The organism is Fructilactobacillus lindneri DSM 20690 = JCM 11027 (assembly GCF_002907375.1).
GTDB classification, from domain to species: domain Bacteria; phylum Bacillota; class Bacilli; order Lactobacillales; family Lactobacillaceae; genus Fructilactobacillus; species Fructilactobacillus lindneri.
The window spans coordinates 164,085-186,106 of the sequence record NZ_MIYK01000001.1 but is presented as its reverse complement, the minus strand read 5'-3'; the positions used below and the strand labels follow the sequence as shown (position 1 = coordinate 186,106).

Genomic DNA, 22,022 nt, shown 5'->3' with positions numbered 1-22,022 from the left:
TTACATTATTAATTAAAATGAATCAGCAAAAACCTTTCTATTTTTCACAAAATATTCGATTCCTGAATAAACCGCTGCAATTAATGCAATATACAAACAAATCTGTCCAACTGGAATATCAAAATTAGCAAAAAATACGTTGTTTAATAATAAAATAATAATTGAAATCATTTCAAAAAATGTTTTGATTTTACCAGACCAAGCAGCTGCAACCACTTCACCATCATTTTGAACAATAATCAATCTTAAACCTGTCACTGCTAATTCTCGACAAACAATAATAGCTGCAATCCAAGCTGCAACATTATTAGAGCCAATCCCTACTAACATAATAAATGCTGTCATAACAATCATTTTATCTGCTAAAGGATCTGCAAATTTACCAAAGTTTGTTACTAAATGTTGTTTTCGTGCAATTTGTCCATCCAAAAAATCAGTTAATGCAGCAATAATAAAAACAATTGCCGCTAATATTTGGGCAACTGGAATCATAGTTCCTAACACCATCACATTTCCCATTTCCCAAGGAACTGCTAATAAAAGTAAGAAAACTGGTATTAAAATAATTCTAAACATTGTTAATTTATTTGGTAAATTCATTTGTTTTCCTCCAATACATAACCAAATAACGACCTGTCATTAAAGTAAACAGATCGTTACATTTTTATTTAGTAAATTTAAGATTCATATCTCTTTGTTGTGCATCTTGTCCTTGTGCTTGGGCAGGCAAAGTAATTTGTTTATCATTCAATTTAACACTTGAAACTGGAGCATTTGTCATATGAATATTAACATCTGTAGTATTAGCAGGAATATCTACTGTATGTCCGGCATTAACATCTAAATCTCCCTGCCAAACTTGATTACCATTTATTTTAACTATTGTATTAGCTTTTTGTGACGCACCTAAATCAAGTTTTGAAGTAGTTTTACCAGTTTTAACTGTAAAATCGGATGTACTTCCTTTAACTGGAGTTATTTCAGTTTTATCATTGCTCTTAGAATCTTTTTTGGACTTATTATCATTAGATTTTTTCTTAGTATCATCATTCGAAACTGTAACCTTTGAATTTGTAGGAGCAGAACTGCTACTATCCTTTTGCGTTTTACTAATTGATATCCAAACAACAGCTACTACAACTATTAAAATTACTAAAAGACCTAATAATGGCAAGTATTTTCGTTTGTTCAAATTTTTTTCACGATCTTTAACTGAAGGAGTAACTACTCGCGATGGTCGTGGAGTCGATTGGCTTGTACTTCTTTCATTTTTAACTGGTTCCATGTTTTTCTTTACTTCAGCCGGTTTAGACTTAGTTAAATTATAACTATCTATTAATTGTTCCCCATTTAAACCAACTGCATTAGCAAATTGACGGACAAATGCGCGAACATAAAATTTACCTGGTAACGAGTCAAAATCATTGTTTTCAATATCAACTAAATATTTCTTTTGAATTTTGGTCTTTTTTTGTAACCCGTCAATTGATAAACCCGCTTTGATACGAGCAGCTTTTAATTCACTGCCAATGCTTAATTTTTGATCTTTATTCTCATCAGTCATTATTACAACTCCGTTTTATTTATTTAATGTCAGTATATCACAAGAATTCATGTTACGAAATCCAGCCCTATTCAATGATATTAATTGTTTTACTACTACCAGCGAAAAATTTTTGAGCAAAATCAATCACTTCTGTAAAATTCATTTCACTAATCATATCTACTTCATCAAATAAGTTAGTATAGCCATTTAATTTATCTCCCATTTGATTAGCTGTTGCAGAAACTGAATTCATCATGGAAATATGTTCACCAATTTCTTCATTTTTAATCAATTCAAATTGATTAAAAATTAACTCAGGATTATTTAAAACACGTTTGATTTCTATCATGATTTGTTGATAAAATTTTTCTGGTTCATTTGTATCAGAAGCAAAAATGATAAACTGATATCCAGCTTCCATATCGAAATCATAACCAAATGATTCGTTAATCACCTGATCACTATAAAGTCGTTGATAAATATCTGAATCCTCCGAAAAAATCATTTCTAAAAAGATTCCCATTGCCAATTCGTTTCTAGCAAACTGTTTTCCTGAAATTTGATTATAAGGGCCACGAATTCCCAATGCAACTTTAGGCGTTTCTAATTGCATTGATGTCTTATTAAATGAAATTGGTTTTGAAGCTTCAATTTGTTGATTAACTTCACTTTTTAGTTGGTTAACAACTTCCATATTACCTTTATTTGTTAAATTAAGTTCTTTTTCCTTTTGAGAAATAGAATTTATTACCTGTTTAACGTCAATATTCCCTACCAACACAAAATTAAGATTAGCAGCTAGATAATATTGATAATATGTATTATACAAATCTGCTTCGCTAATTTTTGCAATAGAATCCACACTACCAGCTATGTCATTACTTAAGGGCGATTCCGGATATAAATTAGCAATTGTATCAAAATAAAGTCGTGAACTTGGTTCATCTTGATACATCAAAATTTCTTGATCAATAATTCCTTGTTCTTTAGCAATTTTTTTAGCATCAAAATATGGTTTTTGAACCAAATCGAATAAAACATCAATATTTTCTTGAATTTTATCAGTTGCTGAAAATAAATAGCTAGTTTGATTAAAACTTGTAAAAGCATTATTTTCAGAACCATATTTTGCAAAAATATTACTAATGTCATAATTCTTTTTGTCAAACATCTTGTGTTCTAAAAAATGTGCAATTCCAGCAGGTACTTGAATATCTTTATCATTATGTCTAATTAAATTATTAATTGAACCAAAATCAACTGTTAAAATCCCATAAGCTGAATTAAAGGAAGGTTTAGGATTAATAATAACTTTCATTCCGTTATCAAGAACTTCATCATATACTGTTTCATTAACTCTCGAATAAAAATTTTTATGCATTATTTTCACCTTTTAAGAAAAAAACTGCTTTCAATTTTAACAATTTTGCTACTTTTGCAATATCTTTTTTGCTAACCTTCTTAATATTATCAATCCAGTCACCTTTATTAATTGATTGATGTAAAATTGATTCAATAAAAATATTGTTTAAAATTTGTCGATCACTATCAAATTTAGTTAAATAATCAGATATCATTAACAATTTAACATTTTCTAGTAGGTCATCAGAATATTTCATTTGAATAATTAATTCTATTTGTTTAGCAATCATCTTTCTTACCAGAAGATAGTTTTCTCCATCAATCCCACTCTGAATCGTTAAATAACCTAGCGTAGATTTATAACTACTATTAATGTAATATGCAAGACTTTGTTTTTCTCGAATATTAGTGAACATTAGTGATAATGGCGAACCACCTAAAATCGCATTCATAATTAAAGCAGCATAATAATCATGACTTTTTATTGATACCGGTATTTCATAGGCTAAATTTAAAATTGATTGCTGTTGTTGTACAACTTCTGTTCTCTCTCTTACTTTAGAACTACTTTGCAGATTAACGACTAAATTTTTCACTGTTTTTCGAGGTTTAAAATCAAGTTGTTGTTGAATTTTTTTAAGTTGTGAACTAGATACATCTCCTAAAACAGATACAAAAATTTCGTCATGATCCAACATCCAACGATAATAATCAGCAGTCTCCTTACTGTTAATTTCTTTAAGCTTATGTACATCTCCAAAAATTGAATTAGAATTTTGTGGCTTATCTGCAAAATACAATTTGCTTAATTCCTTAGCGGCATAGTACTTTTTATTATCATCTAAATTCTGTAGGTAATTAATTAAATTTTGTTGGTGTAGTTTAAATATTTGTTTCGGATATTGATTGGTTTCAAAATATGGATTAAAAATCATTTCATGCAAAAATTCAGTGATTTGTTGAATCAAATCAGCATTGTTTGGCAAATACTCATCATTTACGAAGCTAATTAATATTCGCAAAACAGCCATTTCTCCAATTTTAAAAACATTTGTTCCAAATTGTGCCCCATACATTTTTGCTAATTTTTGAGCAACTTTTAATTTTGAATTATATTTATTACTATAATTTTCAATCATTTCTGCAACCATGGTTCGTTTCTCTAAGTTATTATCACTAAGTGGTTCTACAAAATCAATTGTAATTACAATACTTTTAAATTTTTCGCTTTTTTTGTAGTTAAAATGAACCCCATCTTTTGATTTCACTTCCATACTTCATAAACCCCCCAAAATAAAAAAATTCCTTAGATTTAATTCTAAGGAACTAATATTTATTTACTTAAATATTTGTTTAAGTTTTGTCCAGAATCCTTCTTTTTTCGGTTTTATTAACATTAATGGAACCGTTTCTCCTAGTAACCGACGTGCAATATTTCGGTATCCTTCAGAGGCTGGATTATCAGGATCTAAAACAATTGGTTCGCCATGATTAGAAGTTGAAATAACTTTATCATCATCGATTACAATTCCAAGTAATTTGATTCCTAAATGGTGAGTGATTTCATCAACATCCATTACATCCCCATTATCCATCATGTTAGGACGAATTCGATTAATCACTAATCGAGGCGCTTCTTTCATAGGATGCTTTTCCAATAATCCTACTACTCGATCAGCATCTCTAACCGCAGAAATTTCTGGAGTAGTAACGATAATAGCACTATCAGCACCAACGACTGCATTAAGGAATCCTTGTTCAATCCCTGCAGGACAATCAATTAAAACAAAATCAAATTTTGGTTTTAATTCATCAACAATTTTTTTAACTTGTTCTTCAGTCAAAGCAGTTTTATCAGTATTTTGGGCTGCTGGTAACAAATAGAAATTATCATCAAATCTTTTATCTTTTACCAAGGCTTTAACTAATGGAACTTTCCCTTTAGCAACATCTACAATATCGTACATAATCCGATTATCTAGTCCTAGAACAACATCAAGGTTTCTAAGTCCGATATCTAAATCCATTAGGCAAACTTTTTTACCCATCAAAGCCAATGCAGTCCCAATATTTGCTGAAGTGGTTGTTTTACCTACTCCACCTTTACCAGAAGTAATTACGATTGCTTCACCCATTATTACATTCCCCCAATTCTACTAAAGAATTTTGGACTAATTTCTTTTATATTATCCAAATTACTATAAGTAATACTATGTAAATCATTCACATAAAGAACTGTTCTTACATCGTCAGCAATTTCATCATGTTTGTCTGCAATAATTTCAATTTGTTCGCCAATTCTAACTTGTTGAGCATTATGAAAATTACCAATTGCCAATTTACTTTCGTCTACTGGAAAGCCAACTTGAATAATTCCTTCAACATCACCCATACAAAACAGATTTCCATTTGTAACTAGTTTACCACCTTCGTGGATTTTTCCTAAAAATAAAACATCACCTTTGACGCGTAAATCCTGTCCATTACGAATAATTTGATCAACAATTGTTACACGATTTTCATCTCTAAGATGATAAGCCTCATCATTAGACATTACATCTGCACTGAATCCATTAATGGTTAAATTATGGTATTTTTTTACAATCTCACGTAATACTTGTTTTTGAGTTACGGATAATGCTCGGTTTCCAGTCAGAATATCAAAAGACATCCTTTTTTTTTCATCATAATCTTTACCGTTTATTAAATGGTTTAAAAGACCTTCAAATTCATTTTCTATATCCTCAAAACTGCCAGAATCATCCAAAATAATCTGAAAACCGTTTTGAGTTCCCTTTAATACAACACTTTTCATATTTCATTCAGCTCCTATTGTCTATAATGATCAAACAATAAATTAACTGGATAATAAAGTACCAAAAAGATAATTAAATTCAGTAATAATGTCGGACCAAATGCAAATGCCATAAAATGTATCCCAGAAAAATATACAAGATGTCCCATTCTGCCGCCTGCATACCCTAATACTAACACAATAATTATATCAATTAGATAAATCATAGTTGAACTAACAATGTTTTCATCAACATATTTAAGAATCAATCTTGTGATATAAACCACTAGAGGAAAGATAAACATAAAAATACCAATGACTCCAATATAATAAGAATCATATAAAGCACCAATTCCAAACGACCACCAATATATATGAAGATTGTCATCTTGATGTGTAAATAAAACCGTATAAACAAGCCATAGAACTACTAGGTAAGGAACCATTGGAAATTTTCCTGCTAGCTGGTAAGAGAAAATATGCATAATTGATCCCTCAAGGATAAAAGAAAGTAATAAACCAATTGGGAACAATAATTGATATTTTGATTTTTTAAACATAATAAAGCACCTACTAATCCTTACCGACTACAGTAACGACATCAATGTTTCTAGTGTCAGCAGCTGGCTTAATATTAATTTGTTCCGAAATCCCATTGGCAGTACCAGAAACTCCAGTAACCGTACCAACAAATAGCCCCTGAGGTGTCACTCCACCTAGTCCACTTGTCATAACTTTAGATCCACGTTTTATTTTACCTTTAGAAGTCAAACTTCCCATTTCCAATTCATTTTTCGCATTATTATAACCAGAAATTAATCCACTAACTGGTGTCTTCTTATCATCAACTTGGACAGCAAAACTACTAGCCGAGTCTCCACTATCAGTAATAAGTTCTACTTTACTGTTAGTTTTATTAACCTCACTAATCCGACCTACTAATCCCTTATTAACAATTACAGACATATTTTTTTTAATGCCAGCCATTGATCCTTTGTTAATAATTAATTGTTGTTGCCAATTGGATGGGGTTCTAGACATTACAGCAGCATTTACTTTTGTATATCCAGTTAATGTTTTATTCAAATCTAATTGTTGTTTGAGTTGTTGATTTTCTTTATTTAAAGCATGATTACGAACATCGGTTGCTTGAACTTTTTGTACTTTTGACTTTAAATAATTATTTTCATGATAAGTATTAATTAAATCTTTTGTTGAACCAAATATTTTTTCGACACCATTAGCAGGGACACTAACAATTCGTTGACCCAAACCTGCCACATCATTCCCAATCATTTGAATAAATGTTGGTGTTCCTTTCTTATCACGAATAGCCGCAGTTCCACCAATTAAACCGATACTTAAAACCAAACAAATAACTAATATTACTAAGTTTCGGCTAGAAAAGATCTTGTGCATAAAAATCCCCCAATAAGTATTTAAAACAAATAAGCGGGTATGCCCGCTTATAAAAATTTATTTTTTCTTCATTACTTCGATACTTTTAAGTGATTCACCAGTTCCTTTTGCAACACAATCTAATGGATCTTGCGCAACTGAAACAGGAACCTTGGTTTCATCAGCAATGACATCAGATAAATTCTTTATCAATGCTCCACCACCGGTCAAAACAATCCCATGATCAACAACATCGGCAGATATTTCTGGAGAAGTAGCTTCTAAAGTTTCTTTAATTGCTGTAATGATTTCCATTAAATCTTCATGAATAGCAATTGCAATATCTTCAGCTGTAACTTCAATAGATTTTGGAAGACCGGTTAATAAATCACGTCCCCTAACCGTTTCACTACCCATTTCTTTAGACTTTTCAATCGAAGCTGATCCAAGCTTCATTTTAATATCTTCTGCAGTTGGAGTTCCAATCAGTAAATTATAATTTTTGCGAATATAAGACACAATTGCATCATTTAATTTGTCGCCGGCCATTCTAACTGAACGGGAGGAAACAATGCCCCCTAGGGAAATGGTGGCTACATCAGTAGTTCCACCACCAATATCAACTACCATACTACCAGTAGGATCCATAACAGGAAGTCCTGCACCAATTGCAGCTGCAAATGGTTCTTCAATCACATATGCATCACGTGCACCAGCTACTCTAGTAGCATCAATTACCGCTCTTTTTTCAACAGTAGTAATTCCACTTGGAACACAAACCATTACATATGGTTTTGCCCCATGATTTCCAAGTGATTTTTCAATATAGTATTTTAACATTGCAACAGTAGTATCATAATCAGCAATTACGCCATCTTGCATAGGGCGAATAACATCAATACTTGCTGGTGCTCTTCCAATCATCGCTTCAGCTTCATTACCAACTGCTACGATATCACCAGATTTAGTATTTTTAGCAACAACAGAAGGCTCGCGGAGTACAATTCCTTTACCGTCAACATAAACTAACGTGTTGGCAGTTCCTAAATCTACTCCAATATTTTTAGTTCCTAATCCAAACAAAATGTTCATCCCTTATCAATATTTATTTTAATTAATTTCAATTTAATACACTAAGTATACCATAATGAATGAAGTTTAAAACCAAGATTACTCTTCTGAATATTTTAATAATTAGTTATTTATTTAAATTTTGTTTTAACAAAAAGTTACGGACTTCTGAAATGAATAATAGTGATCCCGTAATTACTAATACACTATGTTTTTTGGATGATGATTCGATTTGGTTCGCAATAATTGCTTGTTTCCAATCTTTTATAAAATCAGCTCGATATTGATTATTATCGCTAAAATCAGCACTTAAACGAGTTCCATTTTGATTAAACCGAGTTAAGGTTAATTTAACATTAGATGTTTTTTGTACAATTTCAACCATTTTATCATATTGTTTGTCAGCAAAAATTGCCATTACTAAATAAATAGTATCGTAATTTAATTGCATTAGTGAATTCAAAAGTTGTGTTATTGCAGGAACGTTGTGGGCTCCATCAATGATAGTTACTGGTGAATTGCTAATTAATTCCATTCTGCCAATCCAATTTGTCAGCTTAATTCTGCTTTTAATGTTGCGTATAACGTCTTGTTTCTTAAAAGTTAAATGTTGTTCAACAAACACCCAAAAGGCTTCAATTGCAACAGCAGCATCTTCCATTTCAAAGTTTCCCAACATAGATGTTTCGATTTTAGAAATCACTAAACTATCATTTCTAAAATTAAATTTATTTTTATCAAGTTGCTTAAAATAAAAATTATCATTAATTTTATAAATTGGACTGTTAACTACTACCCCTCGTTGATAGATGATTGATTTAACTTCATCTGGAATAGCTCCTACGATTGTTGGAATTTTGCTCCGCATCATACCAACTTTATCATTTGCAATTAATTTAATGTTATTTCCAAGGATTTTCATATGATCCATGCCGATAGTAGTAATAATAGTCATTACAGCATTGTCATTTACGTTTGTAGAGTCACTTTGACCACCAATTCCTGCTTCAACCAAAGCAATATCAACATTTTTACTAGCAAAATAAAGATACATCATGGCAGTAATCAACTCAAACTCAGAAGGTCCCATTTCTGGTTTTTCTTTATCAATTTTATCTACTAACGGTTTAATCTTTTGGATTAATTTTACTAAATCTTCATTACTAATCGAATTGCCATTAATCCTAATTCTTTCATTAAAGTTAATCATAAATGGTGAAGTAAATTCACCCACTTGAAAATCAATTCCTTGAAATAGTTCATTAAGATAAGCTACTACTGATCCTTTTCCATTAGTTCCGACGATATGAATTACCTTTAAATCTTTTTGTGGATTCCCAAGTAGTTTTAATAATTGATTAATTCTTTTTTGAGTTGCTTCTTTTTTAATTCGCGGACGAGAATGAATATAGGCAAGAGCAGATTCATAGGTTTCAATCAAAATAGTTCCTTTCTAAAACAAGCCTAGCATTTCTGCTAGGCTTGTTTTAATTACTAATTTTTTTCATTTAAAGCAGCTTGAACATCAGCTAAACGCTTTTTAGAGGCAGCTAACTTATTCTTATTATCAATCTGTTTTTCTTTTTGTTCTTGTACAACTGCTTCAGGTGCATTATCTACAAACTTTTTATTAGCTAGTTTATGCTCAGCACGTTCTACTTCGGACTCAAATTTTTTAACTTCTTTTTCAAGTCGTTTAACTTCATCGTGCAAGTCAATTAATTCTGCTAACGGAATACTGATTTCTGCATCAGTAATCACTGAAGTCATTGCCAAATTAGGAAAATCAAGGTCGGCACCAATTTCTAGTTTATTAGGATGCCCAAATCGATCAATATATTCTCGATTATTTTCCAATACATTCTTTAAATCAAGATCATTAGTTTTAACCAAAATGTCAACTGGACTACCTAATGGTGCATTAGCCTCAGCTCGAATATTACGAACAGCTTTGATGGTTTCAATCAAGTGCCCCATATCCGACTCAGCTTGTTCATTAATAAAATCATCATGTGTTTCTGGGTACTTAGCCACTACTAATGATTCACCTACATGTGGCATTGATAACCAGATTTTTTCAGTTACAAATGGCATTACTGGATGTAAAAGTCGTAATACTTGATCAAGAACATATGCCAAAACATTTCTTGTATTTTGTTTAGCCTGCTCATCATCACCGGTTAATGTTTCTTTACTCATTTCAATATACCAATCACAAAAGTCATTCCAAATGAAATCATAAAGGTTACGATTAGCTTCACCAAAGTTGAACTTATCATAATTATCTTTAACATTTGCAATTGTCTTATTCAGTTTAGCTAGAATCCATTTATCAGCTAAATTCCAATCTTTTGCATTAGGTAATTGAGGCTCCTTCATATTACCCAAGTTCATAATTACATATCGGCTAGCATTCCAAATTTTATTTACAAACTTCCACGAAGAGTCCATTTTGTCATAGCTAAAACGTTCGTCTTGCCCAGGCGTAGTACCCGTAGAAAGTGACCAACGTAATGCATCGGCACCATATTTTTCAATCACATCCATCGGATCAATTCCGTTTCCAAGCGACTTACTCATTTTGCGTCCTTGTTCATCACGAATCAGACCATGTAATAAAACATTCTTAAATGGGCGACGACCAGTAAAATGCAAACTTTGGAAAATCATACGAGAAATCCAAAAAAAGACCAAATCATATCCGGTTACCATGGTTGAAGTTGGAAAGTAACGCTTAAAGTCTTCAGAATCAGTATCTGGCCATCCCATAGTAGTAAATGGCCATAATCCTGATGAAAACCAAGTATCTAATACATCTGGATCTTGTTCCCAATTTTCGGAATCTTTAGGATCAGTTTCACCAACATAAATTTTACCAGTCTTTTTGTTATACCAAGCTGGAATACGATGTCCCCACCATAATTGTCGTGAAATAACCCAGTCATGAACATCTTCCATCCATTGATTAAAAGTATGTTCAAACCGTTCTGGAACAAAGTTAACAGCATCATCAGTTTTTTGATTTTCCATTGCTTTTTTAGCTAATGGTTTCATTTTTACGAACCATTGAGTTGAAAGACGAGCTTCGACCTGAACTCCAGTCCGTTCGGAATGACCAACTGCGTGAACAATTGGATCAATTTTGATGATATCATCTGCTTGTTTTAAGTCTTCAACCATTGCTTTTCGTGCATCAAATCGATCCATACCTTCATATTTACCAGCATTTTCATTCATTGATGCATCTTCGTTCATAGTATTGATTTCAGCTAAATCATGTCGCTTACCAACTTTAAAATCATTAGGATCATGTGCTGGAGTGATTTTAACCATCCCAGTTCCAAATTGTTGATCAACATAATGATCTGCAATGATTGGGATTTTTCGGTTAACTAACGGTACAATTATTTCTTTTCCTACTAATTCCTTATATCTTTCATCGCTTGGATTAACTGCTACTGCAGTATCGCCAAACATTGTTTCTGGTCTAGTAGTAGCGATCTCAATGTAGTTTTTACCATTAAATTTCGTGTCATCAGCAAATTTATATTTAACATGATAAAAAGCACCTTTATCATCCTTATGCTCAACCTCAATATCAGAAAGTGCGGTTCTTGCTTGTGGATCCCAGTTAATAATATATTTTGCTCGATAAATTAAGCCTTGATTATAAAGATCAACGAAAACTTTTCGAACTGCCTTAGAAACATTATCGTCTAAAGTGAATGTTTCACGATCATAATCTAATGACAAACCTAATTTAGCCCATTGATCATGAATAGTATCAGCGAATTTGTCTTTCCATTCCCAAACTTGTTGAATAAACTTTTCTCGTCCTAAATCATAGCGGGAAATTCCTTTTTCACGCAACATTGCTTCAACTTTTGCTTGAGTTGCAATTCCAGCATGATCCATACCAGGAAGCCATAAAGTATCATAGCCTTCCATTCTTTTTTGTCTAATCAACATGTCTTGCAAGGTAGTATTCCAAGCATGACCAAGATGTAATTTACCAGTTACGTTTGGAGGAGGCAATACAATCGAATATGGCTTTGCTTTTTGATTACCACTAGGTTTGAAAACTCCTTCATTTAACCATTTCTGATACATCCCTTTTTCAACTTCTTGAGGATTGAATTTTGTTGACATTTCAATCTTTTCTTTCATCAGATTCACCTCTATTTTTATTTAAACAAAAAGCATCCATCCTAATTAATAGGACGAATGCTCGCGGTACCACCTAAATTGGATTATTAAAATAATCCCAACTTAAAACAAATAACGGTTTGAACCGTTCATAACTACTAAATTCATTATGACTGCTAACAAGTTACATTTTAAAAACAACTTAAGAAATTCCCACCAACATTCTCTCGCTTAAAAGTTAATTTATAAAACCTCTTGCTCAAAGCATTTAATTTAATCCAATAATACTTAATTTTATTCTATTAGTCAACTATTCAAATAGTTCTTTTATTTTTTCAATAACTTCTTTATATTTTGGCTGTCTAGCAACTTGTGGAACGATTTGTTCATAAACTATTTTCCCATCAGCATTAATTAAAAACACAGCACGTGCTAAATGTTTAATTTCTGGGATATAAAGTTTCATTGCTTCCCCAAATGATCCATCAAAATCAGACATAACTTCAAGATTATCCACTCCCTTAGCTGCACACCAATTCTTTTGGACTTCCAAATCATTATTTGAAATCGTTACAAATCTTACATTAGTAAATTCATCAGCCTTTTTATTAAACTTTTTAGTTTCAAGACTGCAAACTTCACTATCTAAATTAGGAACCGAACATAAGACCATTGGTTTTCCCAATAAATCTTTAGTATTTATTTTGTCACCAGCAGCATTTTCTACCGTAAATTCAGGTAATGTTTCACCAACTTGGGGTGGATTACCAAATAATTTAACTTTTTTAAAAAACATTTTAACTTCCATGATTAATTAACTCCTTTATTAAAGTAATTCCGCAAACACATCTTCTTGAGAATTCAAATAATTATCATCGACATTGATTTTAGAAATCTTGATTCCGTCTAAAGCTTCCTGCATTAACCCTTCAATGTCAATATTTTTCTCGTATTTACGTGTTTTTTCTAAATCAGGTTTAGTTTTGGGAGATGGTGGTGTAAAAATCGTACAACAATCTTCAAATGGCATTATTGATAAATCATAAGTATCAATATCTCTGGCAATTTTAATAATCTCCGTTTTATCTAATGATAACAACGGCCGTAAAACTGGCATAGTAGTTACATCGTTAATTGCACGCATGCTTTCCAAAGTTTGTGAGGCAACTTGTCCTAAAGATTCACCTGTAAAAACACCGTTACAATGTCTTTCAATCGTAATTGCAACTGCCAATCGCAACATCATTCTACGTTGGATTGTCATTAAATACCCTTCTGGGACCTTTTCTTTGATTTCTTCCTGAATTTTAGTGAATGGAACTTGAATAAAATCCAATGTCCCACTAAAAGCAGTTAATTTTGCCGTCAAATCTTTAGCCTTTGCCAATGCTTGTTCACTAGTATAAGGTGGACTGTAAAAATGAATCATATCTATTTTCACGCCACGTTTCATCGCCATATAAGCCGCCACTGGAGAATCAATTCCACCCGACAACATCATAGTAGCTCGTCCTCCAGTACCAACTGGAAGTCCAAGCGAACCAGAAATTGTTTTGCTTGATAAATAAATTCCAGTCAATCTAACATCAATTCGCAAATTGATATCTGGACGTTTCATTTCAACATCAATTCCATCAATTTTATCCAAAATATAACTACCTACTCCATCATCAATACCATAAGTATTAAGTGGATAGTTCTTATTCTGACGATTAGTAGATATTTTAAATGTATTTCCTGATTGATATTGTTCAGAAATCATTTGCAAAGCTGCCTCTTGGATTTCTTTTAATGATGCATCCTTAGATAATTTGACAACAGGAGAAAACGTTTCAATTCCAAAAACTTTACTTAAGGCATCTAAAATTGGTTGAGCATCTTGTCCGTTTAAAATAACATGTAATCGATCTCTTTGCGCTTTTACCTCAATGCCATCAAAACCAACTAAAACATTACGAATATTTTTACCTAATTGACGAATAAAATCTCTTCTATTTTTCCCTTTAGTTGATAATTCACCATATCTAACCATAATCTCATTATATTTCATTCTGTCACATCCTTTCACATTTTTTAATTTAACTTAAATGTTTAAACTTATCATAAAGTTTATCAAACACTTGGTTAAATTCATCAGCTTCAAAAAGTTGATTATGGTCTCCCAATGATACTCTTACAGCACTCTTGGAAATTTCATTTGGGATTCCCATGGCTGCGAGTGTTCCAGAGGTCTCATCTTTTTTAGAAGAACAAGCACTGGTAGTTGAAATGTAGATTCCTTCCTGTTCAAATGCATGCACAATAGTCTCACCTTTTACTCCCTCAATGGCAAAACACAAAACATGAGGAGCAAAATGATTATTTAAATCTGAAAATACATCAACTTTTTCATAATTACTAATATGATCATAAATTCGTTTTCGAATAGCCTGTTCTTCATTAATACTTTGATTTTCATGTTCTTTAATGATACGAATTGCCTTTGCCATTCCAGCAATAGCAGGTAAATTTTCAGTTCCACTTCTTTGTCCACGTTCTTGGCCCCCACCATCCATTAATGGATCAATTCTGCGACCATTTCTACCATAAATAAATCCAATTCCGCGTGGAGCATGAAACTTATGCCCTGAAAAAGTAATAAAATCAACTCGATCATTAAAAATTAAATCATGAATTCCTTTTGCCATTCCTTGAACCGCATCAACGTGAAAATGAATTTTAGGATATTTTTTTAGTACTTCTGCAATTTCATCTAATGGTTCGATTGTTCCTACTTCGTTATTAACTGCCATAATAGAAACTAAAATAGTGTCGGAACGAATTGCATTAGACAAATCACGAGCAGATACTCTTCCTTCAGCATCAACTGGAAGATATGTGATTTCAAAACCTAATTTTTCTAACATTTTCATTGAATTTTTTACAGCAGCATGCTCAATTTTGGTGGTTATAATATGTTTGCCAAATTCTTTTTTTTGAATTGCTGTACCTTTGATGACCCAGTTATCTCCTTCAGTTCCACCGCTAGTAAAATAAATTTCAGTCGGAGAAACACCAAGCAAATCAGCAATTTGTTTTCTAGACTGTTGTAACAACCCATTAGCCTTTTCCCCAAAGTTATGCAGACTCGATGGATTTCCCCAAAAATTTTCACTAACTTGATTGTAAGTTTTTAAAACATCATCATCAACTTTGGTAGTAGCACTATTATCAAAATAAATCATTTTGAACCTTCCTTCTTCAAAAAACGATACCAGGTCAACAAGACCTGGTATCTAGCATTATTTGTTTTTCTTAGCTTTAGTATTGTAATAATTGTCTTCGATTCGTCTATATGCACCGGGCTCAACCTTATCAACTGCATTAGCAATTGTAGCCAAACTCTCATCATAATGAAAGTCTTTATCGAATAAATACTTAGCCTTTTTCATAGCAGGTCTAATCTCAGGATTACTATTTACATATCGATTAGCATACTGCATAACTTGTTCGGCTAAAACTGACTGATCAATTAAATCATCAGTTTTTTCCTGAAGTGAATCCCGATCTTTTTTTATTTGAATTAGTTGTTTATTAACATCATCCATACTAATTTTAACTTTATTCATCGTAGAATTTAAATGATTAACCTCATCAGATACAATTCCAAAATAGTCCACATAATCATCAGCGATTCCAGGCAAATTCAAATTTTCAATTCTCCGTTGAATTGCATGTAATTCAGACGTTAAATCAGCTAAAATTTGATGAGCTTCTTTTTCTTCAGCACTAAAATCCGCAATAGAGTCATTTAATTTGATTTGCTGTTTTTCTATCTTAGTTAATTCAGCTTTGAACTTTACTATATTATCTAGAACATACGAATAAACTGCCGTACGATTTTTAATTTTATCCATATCCTGTTGGTGTTGTTGGGCAATCGAATCAATCCTTTGTCCTAAATCTTTAGCACTTTCAATCTCACCATGCTCTAAAGAATAATTATGGCTTAAACGTTCTAACTCGTTAGTTAAAGTAACATTTTGTTGTTTAGCGTGCTGAATAAATTTTGTAATAACATTAATTTGCTTTTCAACTTTTACCCGCGCTTTCATTTCTTTTTCCATTTTATCATAGAGACCATTAATTCGACTTTCAACTTCTTGATCTTGGTCTTTTACAAATTCAATATCCAAATGTTTAATATTTTCAATATTATCTGTTATAGTCTCTTTAAGTTCTTTAAGGGAAATATCAAAATCATCATCTACAAAACAAAATCCTTCTGCTTTCATTTTAGAATAAGCTGATTCAATCTCAGCAATTTGATTTTTATACTTAACGTTATTTAACTTAAATAATTTAGGAATAACCTTGATTATATTTTCGAGCTTATTAGTTGCTTGTCTCAAATCAAGCAATAATTTTTCAGCATTTTCATGGTCACCTTTTTGAGTTAAATCAGAAAAATCATTGAAAGTTCCTTCTATGGAAGAAAGTTGTTCCTCAAGTGCATCAATTGCAGGTCCAAATTCAGCATTATTGGTCAACAATATTTTCCTTAACTGTTTATAACTTGTCTCTAAATCAGCCACAGCCTGCTTATGTTCTTTATTCAATTTTTCAACATGTTCAAGGATTGCCTGAATACTGTCAATTTTCTTTGCTGATTTTTCAAGAAGATAACCTGCTTGATCACATTCATCACGTGTTTTTAAAAAATTAATCCCTTTTGAATTTTTACGTGCATTGGCCAGTGCTCGATTAACCTTAGGAAATTCATTTTGAGTAATTGTCTGAAACTCTTTATAAGCATCATCCACATTTTTTAAAGAAGTTCCAGTTAATCCAATTTCACTAATTTTTTTAAAACTCTCTTCTAGTTTAAGGTTTTTCATTCTATTACTTTGCTTTTCCATCGCAACAATTTGTTTTAGAAGATACTTTTGATAAAAGACAACAGAAATATAAATAATAATTATTATTACTAAGATACCTATAATGACATTGAGCATTTTATTTATCCGACCTTTAATTTTTTAGTTTATTTTAAAATAGCGTTGCTTATTCAACAAATTATACCATAAACATCATTCTTCTGACTTTGAAAGATTACGAAATAAGCTTTAAATATATATATTTTATTGACTTTTTCTCCTAATACAAATAGAATAGGAATCGTGTAAAATAATGCAGCGGTACATGGTAAGCTCGTCAACATATCTTTGCTATCTAATAGTTTAATTAGTAACCCACCGGCTGCTGAGGTGAAAGTTCTGAGAGATATGCACGAATACTAAGTGTACATCTATTATTTTACTCCAAAAATTTTATTGGAGGAATTATTTATGTCAAGATATACAGGCCCAAGTTGGAGAATTTCTCGTCGTCTTGGAATTTCTTTATCAGGTACTGGTAAAGAATTACAACGTCGTCCATATGCTCCAGGTGTTCACGGCCAAGGTCGTCGTCAAAAATTATCAGAATACGGTGTTCAATTACGTGAAAAGCAAAAAATGCGTTACATGTATGGTTTAACTGAACGTCAGTTTTACTCACTTTTCTTAAAAGCTGGTAAAATTCGTGAAGGTAAACATGGTGATAACTTTGAAATTTTACTTGAACAACGTTTAGATAATGTTGTTTATCGTTTAGGATTGGCAACCACTCGTCGTCAATCAAGACAATTAGTTAACCATGGTCACATTACTGTTGATGGTAAACGTGTTGATATTCCATCATACGAAGTAAAACCTGGTCAAGTTATCGGAGTTCGTCAAAAGTCTAAAGACATGGCTATCATTCAAGAAGCCGTTAAAGATGTTGTTAGTCGCCCTGCTTATGTATCATTTGATGCTGATAAGCTTGAAGGTTCATTAACTAGACTTCCACAACCAGATGAATTAAATGCAAATATTGATACTTCATTAATCGTTGAATACTACAACCGTTAAAATTTGGTATCAAAAAAGCGGATCTCATGTGAGACCGCTTTTTGTATACATTTTTTTATAAATGTTACAATAAAATCATCAATTATTAAAGGAGCTAATTTATGTCATCCGATAACGGAAATGTACAAAATCGACTTGATCAAGCCATCAATGGTGGAACGCCTAAAATTAATCCAGATGAACAAAGAAAATATTTAGGTACCTTTAGAGAAAGAGTAGCATTTGCAATTACAGTTTCACAAGTTAGTAATAAGGAAGCTCTCACTCAAGTAGAAAAAATTATTCAAGAACATCCCAACTATACAATAATCATTAATGGCAATCTTCCAACGGAAAAACAAAGTCCATATTTAAAAGCAGCTACAGCTAACAATGTAAAATTTACGCTGAAGACTGATAAAATCTATGAAACAAAACCAGAAGATTATGGAATTATAATTGCCGCTCCGGAAGCTATTCATGTCGATAATATTGATTATCATCCTACCGAAAATCAGCAATCATCATCGGATAAATCAACTTCTAATAAAAAAGAATCTTTTTGGAAACGTTTATTTCATTAATAAAGAAGGAATAATATGCAAAAACCTTTAGCATATCGAATGCGACCTCAGAAAATAGAAGAAATTGTCGGACAAGAAGATTTAGTTGGTAATGGTAAAATTATTCAGCGCATGGTCCAAGCTAAAATGTTATCTTCTATGATTTTATATGGACCTCCTGGAACTGGTAAAACAAGTATTGCAAGTGCAATTGCTGGATCATCAAAATATGCTTTTCGCATTCTTAATGCTGCAACTGATACTAAAAAGGATTTACAAATTGTTGCAAATGAGTCCAAAATGAGTGGTACAGTGGTATTATTACTCGATGAAATTCATCGTTTAGATAAAACTAAACAAGATTTTTTATTACCGTTGCTTGAAAGTGGTCAAATCATTTTAATTGGAGCAACAACTGAGAATCCATACATTAATATCAGTCCTGCAATTCGATCCAGAACTCAAATTTTTCAAGTCCATCCCCTCTCAAGTCAAAATATTAAAACTGCCATTGATCGGTCTTTAAATGATTCAGAAAATGGTTTAGGAAACTACAAAGTTAATATTGATGATAATGCTTTAAACTTTTTAACTCATAATACCAATGGTGATTTAAGAAGTGCTCTGAATGCTTTAGAATTAGCTGTTAAATCAACTAAGACTGTTGATGGGATTATTAATGTTACCTTAAGCGACATAGAAGCATGCTTACAAAAAAAGCACTGACACAAGACAAAAATGGTGATGGTCACTATAACGTTCTATCTGCATTTCAAAAATCAATTCGCGGATCTGATGTGAACGCTGCCTTACATTATGCTGCTCGTTTAATTGAGTCTGGTGATTTAAATTCACTTACGCGTCGCCTCATGGTAATTGCATACGAAGACATTGGTTTAGCGAATCCTTCAGCAGCTGCTAGGACCGTGACAGCTGTTGAAGCTGCTAATAAATTGGGATTCCCTGAAGCACGAATCCCGTTGTCGGATGCAATCATTGAACTTTGTTTATCTCCGAAATCAAATTCTGGAATTACAGCTATTGATGAAGCTCTTAAAGATGTACAAACTGGAAATTATGGTGTAATTCCAAAGTATCTACGAGATGCTCATTATAAAGGTGCCAAAGAATTAGGGCATGTTGGTTATAAATTTCCACATGACTACCCTAATGATTGGGTTTCACAACAATATTTACCAAATAAAATTAAAAATGCTAAGTATTATCATCCTAAAGAAAATGGCAAATTTGAAAAAGCATTAGGAGAACAATACAAACGCTTAAATCAAGCTAGTTCACCAAAATCTAAGGAGTGATTTCATTGGCAATTAACATTCTTGCTATTTTATTTTCATTATTATTACTACTAAATGGATGTTTCTTTTTAACACATGTGCATAAAAATTTTATGTTATTTAAACCAGAATCAAACTTAGCTTTGCAAAAAATTCTCTTATTTAGCGGCATTGCTTTAATTGTAATTGCACTATTAGGCATCTTAGCGGTTCTTTTGAATTCAACAATTATGATTGTAGTTGTTTTAATAGCTGGATGTGTTGGCTGTGTAGTTCCAGAATTATTATTGAGTCAATTTATAAACAAGTAATATCAGTGGTAATATTTTGGAAATGGATTATACTTAAACTAATAAAAGTAATGAGGTGGTTATGATGATTCAAGAATATAATAATATTTTAGTTCCAGTTGATGGCTCATATGGTGCTGAGCTTGCATTCCAAAAATCTGTGGCTGTTGCGAAGCGAAATGATGCTCATCTTCACATTGTACATGTAATTGACACTAGGGCTTTTCAAGAAATATCCAGTTTTGATACTTCAATCGTCACTGATATTTCTGACAAAGCTAAAAGCAACTTAGATAAATATACACAAGAAGCTAAAGATGCTGGAGTTAAAAATGTTGATTATTCCATCGAATATGGTTCTCCTAAAACAATCATTGCAAAGGATCTTACCAAGGAATTAAACATTGATTTAATTATGATTGGTGCCACTGGCTTAAATGCTGTAGAAAGACTTTTAATTGGTTCTGTAACCGAATATGTAACTCGAAACGCTACATGTGATGTTTTAGTTGTTCGTACTAATCTAAAGAACCAACTAATTGATTCTAAAAAAATTAAAAATAAAAATCATTAATAAATATAATAGAGAAAAAGGATAATCTTGACCAATCAAGATTATCCTTTTTCTCTATTGTTTTACAACATCATATTGATTAATTTTTAATAATTTTTGAACATTATTACTACTTCTTAAACAACATAATCCATTTGATTGCATAAATAACTTTTCAGCAGCTTCTTCCTTATTCTCTGCCTTCAAACTAATCCCTTTGACATAATAAAAATCTTTTAAACAATAATATGAATAGTTGCATCGTAAAATATTCATAACTAAGTCACATTCTTTTTGAACTAACTGATGTTCAGAAATTTCAAACCCAAAAACTACTACTGCTAAAGCTAACTGAGTATTTACCCATAAATCTTCTTTTTTATGAATATTTCGTAAAGAAATGTTTAATTTACTGATTGCTAATTTGAAATATTCTAAAGAACGTTTTTGTAATCTGAGCCTTTGATAAGCAATCGCCATTCCCAAGAAACTCCAACTAATTACCATTTGATTATTTTTAGATGTATGTTTATATATTGCCGTAGTAAAACTAGTTGTAACATCGTCCAATGATCCATCCATAAATAACTGTGAAAAACCTAAATCACAATAAAATCGAGCTAATAAATCTTTTGAATCTAAATTTTCCTTTTTAATTTTAGAGAGTAGTTTTAATGCTTTAGAAAATTTATGCGTTAAAAGACATAACTCAACTTGTCTTAAATTTCTTTCTCCATATCGATATAAAGATTTATTTTCGATCTCTTTAACATCAATATCAAGACGTTTAATAATCTCTGGAATCAATTCCCATTTGCTAAAACAACCATTATTTTCCAAAGTACTAATCGTAGTTTGTGTACAAATTCCTTTTGCTAATTCAACTTGTGACATATGCAAATCTTGCCGACGTTCTTTGACAAGTAATCCAATCTTCTTTAGCATTGCCGATGATGGAAATATCACCATGTATTCAATCTCTCCTACTTATTTAAATAGTCGTGCTATTAATTATCAATATCTTAAACAGCACAGCTTAAAATTATGAAATATTATTCCCATAATGTCAATAACTTTATGACAAAATAGTGA

At 31.7% G+C, this 22,022-nt stretch carries 20 protein-coding genes, 1 pseudogene and 1 other annotated feature; of the genes and pseudogenes, 5 read left to right on the top strand and 16 right to left on the bottom strand.

The features are described 5' to 3' along the window. Nucleotides 1–12 precede the first annotated feature (12 nt). The 15 genes from pgsA to ezrA form a co-directional block, all read right to left on the bottom strand. Complete coding sequence (gene pgsA / locus BHU33_RS00960; protein WP_054646317.1) at nt 13–600, bottom strand: CDP-diacylglycerol--glycerol-3-phosphate 3-phosphatidyltransferase; 588 nt, start codon at nt 598–600, stop codon at nt 13–15. Between the two features lie 64 nt (nt 601–664). Beyond that, nucleotides 665–1,564, bottom strand: a complete 900-nt coding sequence (locus BHU33_RS00955) for a helix-turn-helix domain-containing protein (protein ID WP_054646318.1) — start codon at nt 1,562–1,564, stop codon at nt 665–667. 67 nt (nt 1,565–1,631) lie between these two features. Next, complete coding sequence (yfmH, locus tag BHU33_RS00950; protein WP_054646319.1) at nt 1,632–2,927, bottom strand: EF-P 5-aminopentanol modification-associated protein YfmH; 1,296 nt, start codon at nt 2,925–2,927, stop codon at nt 1,632–1,634. Next, the gene (yfmF, locus tag BHU33_RS00945) at nt 2,920–4,182 is read right to left on the bottom strand and encodes an EF-P 5-aminopentanol modification-associated protein YfmF (protein WP_054646320.1); all 1,263 of its coding nucleotides are present in this window, start codon (nt 4,180–4,182) and stop codon (nt 2,920–2,922) included. The genes yfmH and yfmF overlap by 8 nt, the downstream gene beginning before the upstream one ends. Nucleotides 4,183–4,245: 63 nt before the next feature. Then, the gene (minD, locus tag BHU33_RS00940; RefSeq protein ID WP_054646321.1) at nt 4,246–5,043 is read right to left on the bottom strand and encodes a septum site-determining protein MinD; all 798 of its coding nucleotides are present in this window, start codon (nt 5,041–5,043) and stop codon (nt 4,246–4,248) included. A gap of 2 nt (nt 5,044–5,045) precedes the next feature. Then, on the bottom strand, nt 5,046–5,723 hold the full coding sequence (locus BHU33_RS00935; protein ID WP_054646322.1) for a septum site-determining protein MinC: 678 nt from the start codon (nt 5,721–5,723) through the stop codon (nt 5,046–5,048). A 14-nt stretch (nt 5,724–5,737) separates the two neighbouring features. Beyond that, nucleotides 5,738–6,262, bottom strand: coding sequence for a rod shape-determining protein MreD (mreD, locus tag BHU33_RS00930; protein WP_054646323.1), 525 nt, complete (start codon nt 6,260–6,262; stop codon nt 5,738–5,740). 13 nt (nt 6,263–6,275) lie between these two features. Beyond that, the gene (gene mreC / locus BHU33_RS00925; protein ID WP_054646324.1) at nt 6,276–7,121 is read right to left on the bottom strand and encodes a rod shape-determining protein MreC; all 846 of its coding nucleotides are present in this window, start codon (nt 7,119–7,121) and stop codon (nt 6,276–6,278) included. Between the two features lie 57 nt (nt 7,122–7,178). Continuing rightward, on the bottom strand, nt 7,179–8,183 hold the full coding sequence (locus BHU33_RS00920) for a rod shape-determining protein (RefSeq protein WP_054646325.1): 1,005 nt from the start codon (nt 8,181–8,183) through the stop codon (nt 7,179–7,181). 115 nt (nt 8,184–8,298) lie between these two features. Further along, nucleotides 8,299–9,612 (bottom strand): bifunctional folylpolyglutamate synthase/dihydrofolate synthase, encoded by a 1,314-nt coding sequence (locus BHU33_RS00915; protein ID WP_056997652.1) that lies wholly within the window; start codon nt 9,610–9,612, stop codon nt 8,299–8,301. A 53-nt stretch (nt 9,613–9,665) separates the two neighbouring features. Next, a complete protein-coding gene (locus BHU33_RS00910; RefSeq protein WP_054646328.1) occupies nt 9,666–12,338 on the bottom strand; it encodes a valine--tRNA ligase in 2,673 nt (890 codons plus the stop codon). Between the two features lie 46 nt (nt 12,339–12,384). Further along, nucleotides 12,385–12,589, bottom strand: a binding site (T-box leader). Between the two features lie 38 nt (nt 12,590–12,627). Beyond that, nucleotides 12,628–13,125, bottom strand: a complete 498-nt coding sequence (locus BHU33_RS00905; protein ID WP_054646329.1) for a thiol peroxidase — start codon at nt 13,123–13,125, stop codon at nt 12,628–12,630. 18 nt (nt 13,126–13,143) lie between these two features. Beyond that, entirely contained in the window at nt 13,144–14,367 is a 1,224-nt protein-coding gene (gene thiI, locus BHU33_RS00900; protein ID WP_056997653.1) for a tRNA uracil 4-sulfurtransferase ThiI, read from the bottom strand. Between the two features lie 28 nt (nt 14,368–14,395). Continuing rightward, the gene (locus BHU33_RS00895) at nt 14,396–15,541 is read right to left on the bottom strand and encodes a cysteine desulfurase family protein (RefSeq protein WP_054646330.1); all 1,146 of its coding nucleotides are present in this window, start codon (nt 15,539–15,541) and stop codon (nt 14,396–14,398) included. A gap of 57 nt (nt 15,542–15,598) precedes the next feature. Then, on the bottom strand, nt 15,599–17,311 hold the full coding sequence (gene ezrA / locus BHU33_RS00890; RefSeq protein WP_054646331.1) for a septation ring formation regulator EzrA: 1,713 nt from the start codon (nt 17,309–17,311) through the stop codon (nt 15,599–15,601). A 333-nt stretch (nt 17,312–17,644) separates the two neighbouring features. Here ezrA and rpsD point away from each other — a divergent pair, with 333 nt between their 5' ends. The 5 genes and pseudogenes from rpsD (at nt 17,645) to BHU33_RS00865 (ending at nt 20,951) form a co-directional block, all read left to right on the top strand. Then, a complete protein-coding gene (gene rpsD / locus BHU33_RS00885; protein ID WP_054646332.1) occupies nt 17,645–18,250 on the top strand; it encodes a 30S ribosomal protein S4 in 606 nt (201 codons plus the stop codon). A 101-nt stretch (nt 18,251–18,351) separates the two neighbouring features. Then, complete coding sequence (locus tag BHU33_RS00880) at nt 18,352–18,813, top strand: YueI family protein (RefSeq protein WP_054646333.1); 462 nt, start codon at nt 18,352–18,354, stop codon at nt 18,811–18,813. A gap of 15 nt (nt 18,814–18,828) precedes the next feature. After that, nucleotides 18,829–20,108, top strand: a pseudogene (locus BHU33_RS00875) (replication-associated recombination protein A). Further along, nucleotides 20,105–20,398: a hypothetical protein gene (locus tag BHU33_RS00870; protein WP_225354777.1), complete on the top strand. Its 294-nt coding sequence runs from the start codon at nt 20,105–20,107 to the stop codon at nt 20,396–20,398. Before BHU33_RS00875 ends, BHU33_RS00870 begins: the two are co-directional and overlap by 4 nt. Before the next feature lie 64 nt (nt 20,399–20,462). After that, on the top strand, nt 20,463–20,951 hold the full coding sequence (locus BHU33_RS00865) for a universal stress protein (RefSeq protein WP_054646335.1): 489 nt from the start codon (nt 20,463–20,465) through the stop codon (nt 20,949–20,951). A 54-nt stretch (nt 20,952–21,005) separates the two neighbouring features. Here BHU33_RS00865 and BHU33_RS00860 read toward each other — a convergent pair whose 3' ends face one another. Continuing rightward, complete coding sequence (locus BHU33_RS00860) at nt 21,006–21,899, bottom strand: helix-turn-helix transcriptional regulator (protein WP_054646336.1); 894 nt, start codon at nt 21,897–21,899, stop codon at nt 21,006–21,008. Between the last annotated feature and the right edge of the window lie 123 nt (nt 21,900–22,022).

What these genes read in the sequence shown, in the direction of transcription:
- BHU33_RS00955 (WP_054646318.1), bottom strand. Translation starts at nt 1,564, where the DNA reads ATGACTGATGAGAATAAAGATCAAAAATTAAGCATTGGCAGTGAATTA.
- mreC (WP_054646324.1), bottom strand. Translation starts at nt 7,121, where the DNA reads ATGCACAAGATCTTTTCTAGCCGAAACTTAGTAATATTAGTTATTTGT.
- BHU33_RS00860 (WP_054646336.1), bottom strand. Translation starts at nt 21,899, where the DNA reads ATGGTGATATTTCCATCATCGGCAATGCTAAAGAAGATTGGATTACTT.
- BHU33_RS00880 (WP_054646333.1), top strand. Translation starts at nt 18,352, where the DNA reads ATGTCATCCGATAACGGAAATGTACAAAATCGACTTGATCAAGCCATC.
- BHU33_RS00865 (WP_054646335.1), top strand. Translation starts at nt 20,463, where the DNA reads ATGATTCAAGAATATAATAATATTTTAGTTCCAGTTGATGGCTCATAT.
- mreD (WP_054646323.1), bottom strand. Translation starts at nt 6,262, where the DNA reads ATGTTTAAAAAATCAAAATATCAATTATTGTTCCCAATTGGTTTATTA.
- BHU33_RS00905 (WP_054646329.1), bottom strand. Translation starts at nt 13,125, where the DNA reads ATGGAAGTTAAAATGTTTTTTAAAAAAGTTAAATTATTTGGTAATCCA.
- BHU33_RS00935 (WP_054646322.1), bottom strand. Translation starts at nt 5,723, where the DNA reads ATGAAAAGTGTTGTATTAAAGGGAACTCAAAACGGTTTTCAGATTATT.
- BHU33_RS00910 (WP_054646328.1), bottom strand. Translation starts at nt 12,338, where the DNA reads ATGAAAGAAAAGATTGAAATGTCAACAAAATTCAATCCTCAAGAAGTT.
- yfmF (WP_054646320.1), bottom strand. Translation starts at nt 4,182, where the DNA reads ATGGAAGTGAAATCAAAAGATGGGGTTCATTTTAACTACAAAAAAAGC.
- thiI (WP_056997653.1), bottom strand. Translation starts at nt 14,367, where the DNA reads ATGAAATATAATGAGATTATGGTTAGATATGGTGAATTATCAACTAAA.
- rpsD (WP_054646332.1), top strand. Translation starts at nt 17,645, where the DNA reads ATGTCAAGATATACAGGCCCAAGTTGGAGAATTTCTCGTCGTCTTGGA.
- ezrA (WP_054646331.1), bottom strand. Translation starts at nt 17,311, where the DNA reads ATGCTCAATGTCATTATAGGTATCTTAGTAATAATAATTATTATTTAT.
- BHU33_RS00895 (WP_054646330.1), bottom strand. Translation starts at nt 15,541, where the DNA reads ATGATTTATTTTGATAATAGTGCTACTACCAAAGTTGATGATGATGTT.
- pgsA (WP_054646317.1), bottom strand. Translation starts at nt 600, where the DNA reads ATGAATTTACCAAATAAATTAACAATGTTTAGAATTATTTTAATACCA.
- yfmH (WP_054646319.1), bottom strand. Translation starts at nt 2,927, where the DNA reads ATGCATAAAAATTTTTATTCGAGAGTTAATGAAACAGTATATGATGAA.
- minD (WP_054646321.1), bottom strand. Translation starts at nt 5,043, where the DNA reads ATGGGTGAAGCAATCGTAATTACTTCTGGTAAAGGTGGAGTAGGTAAA.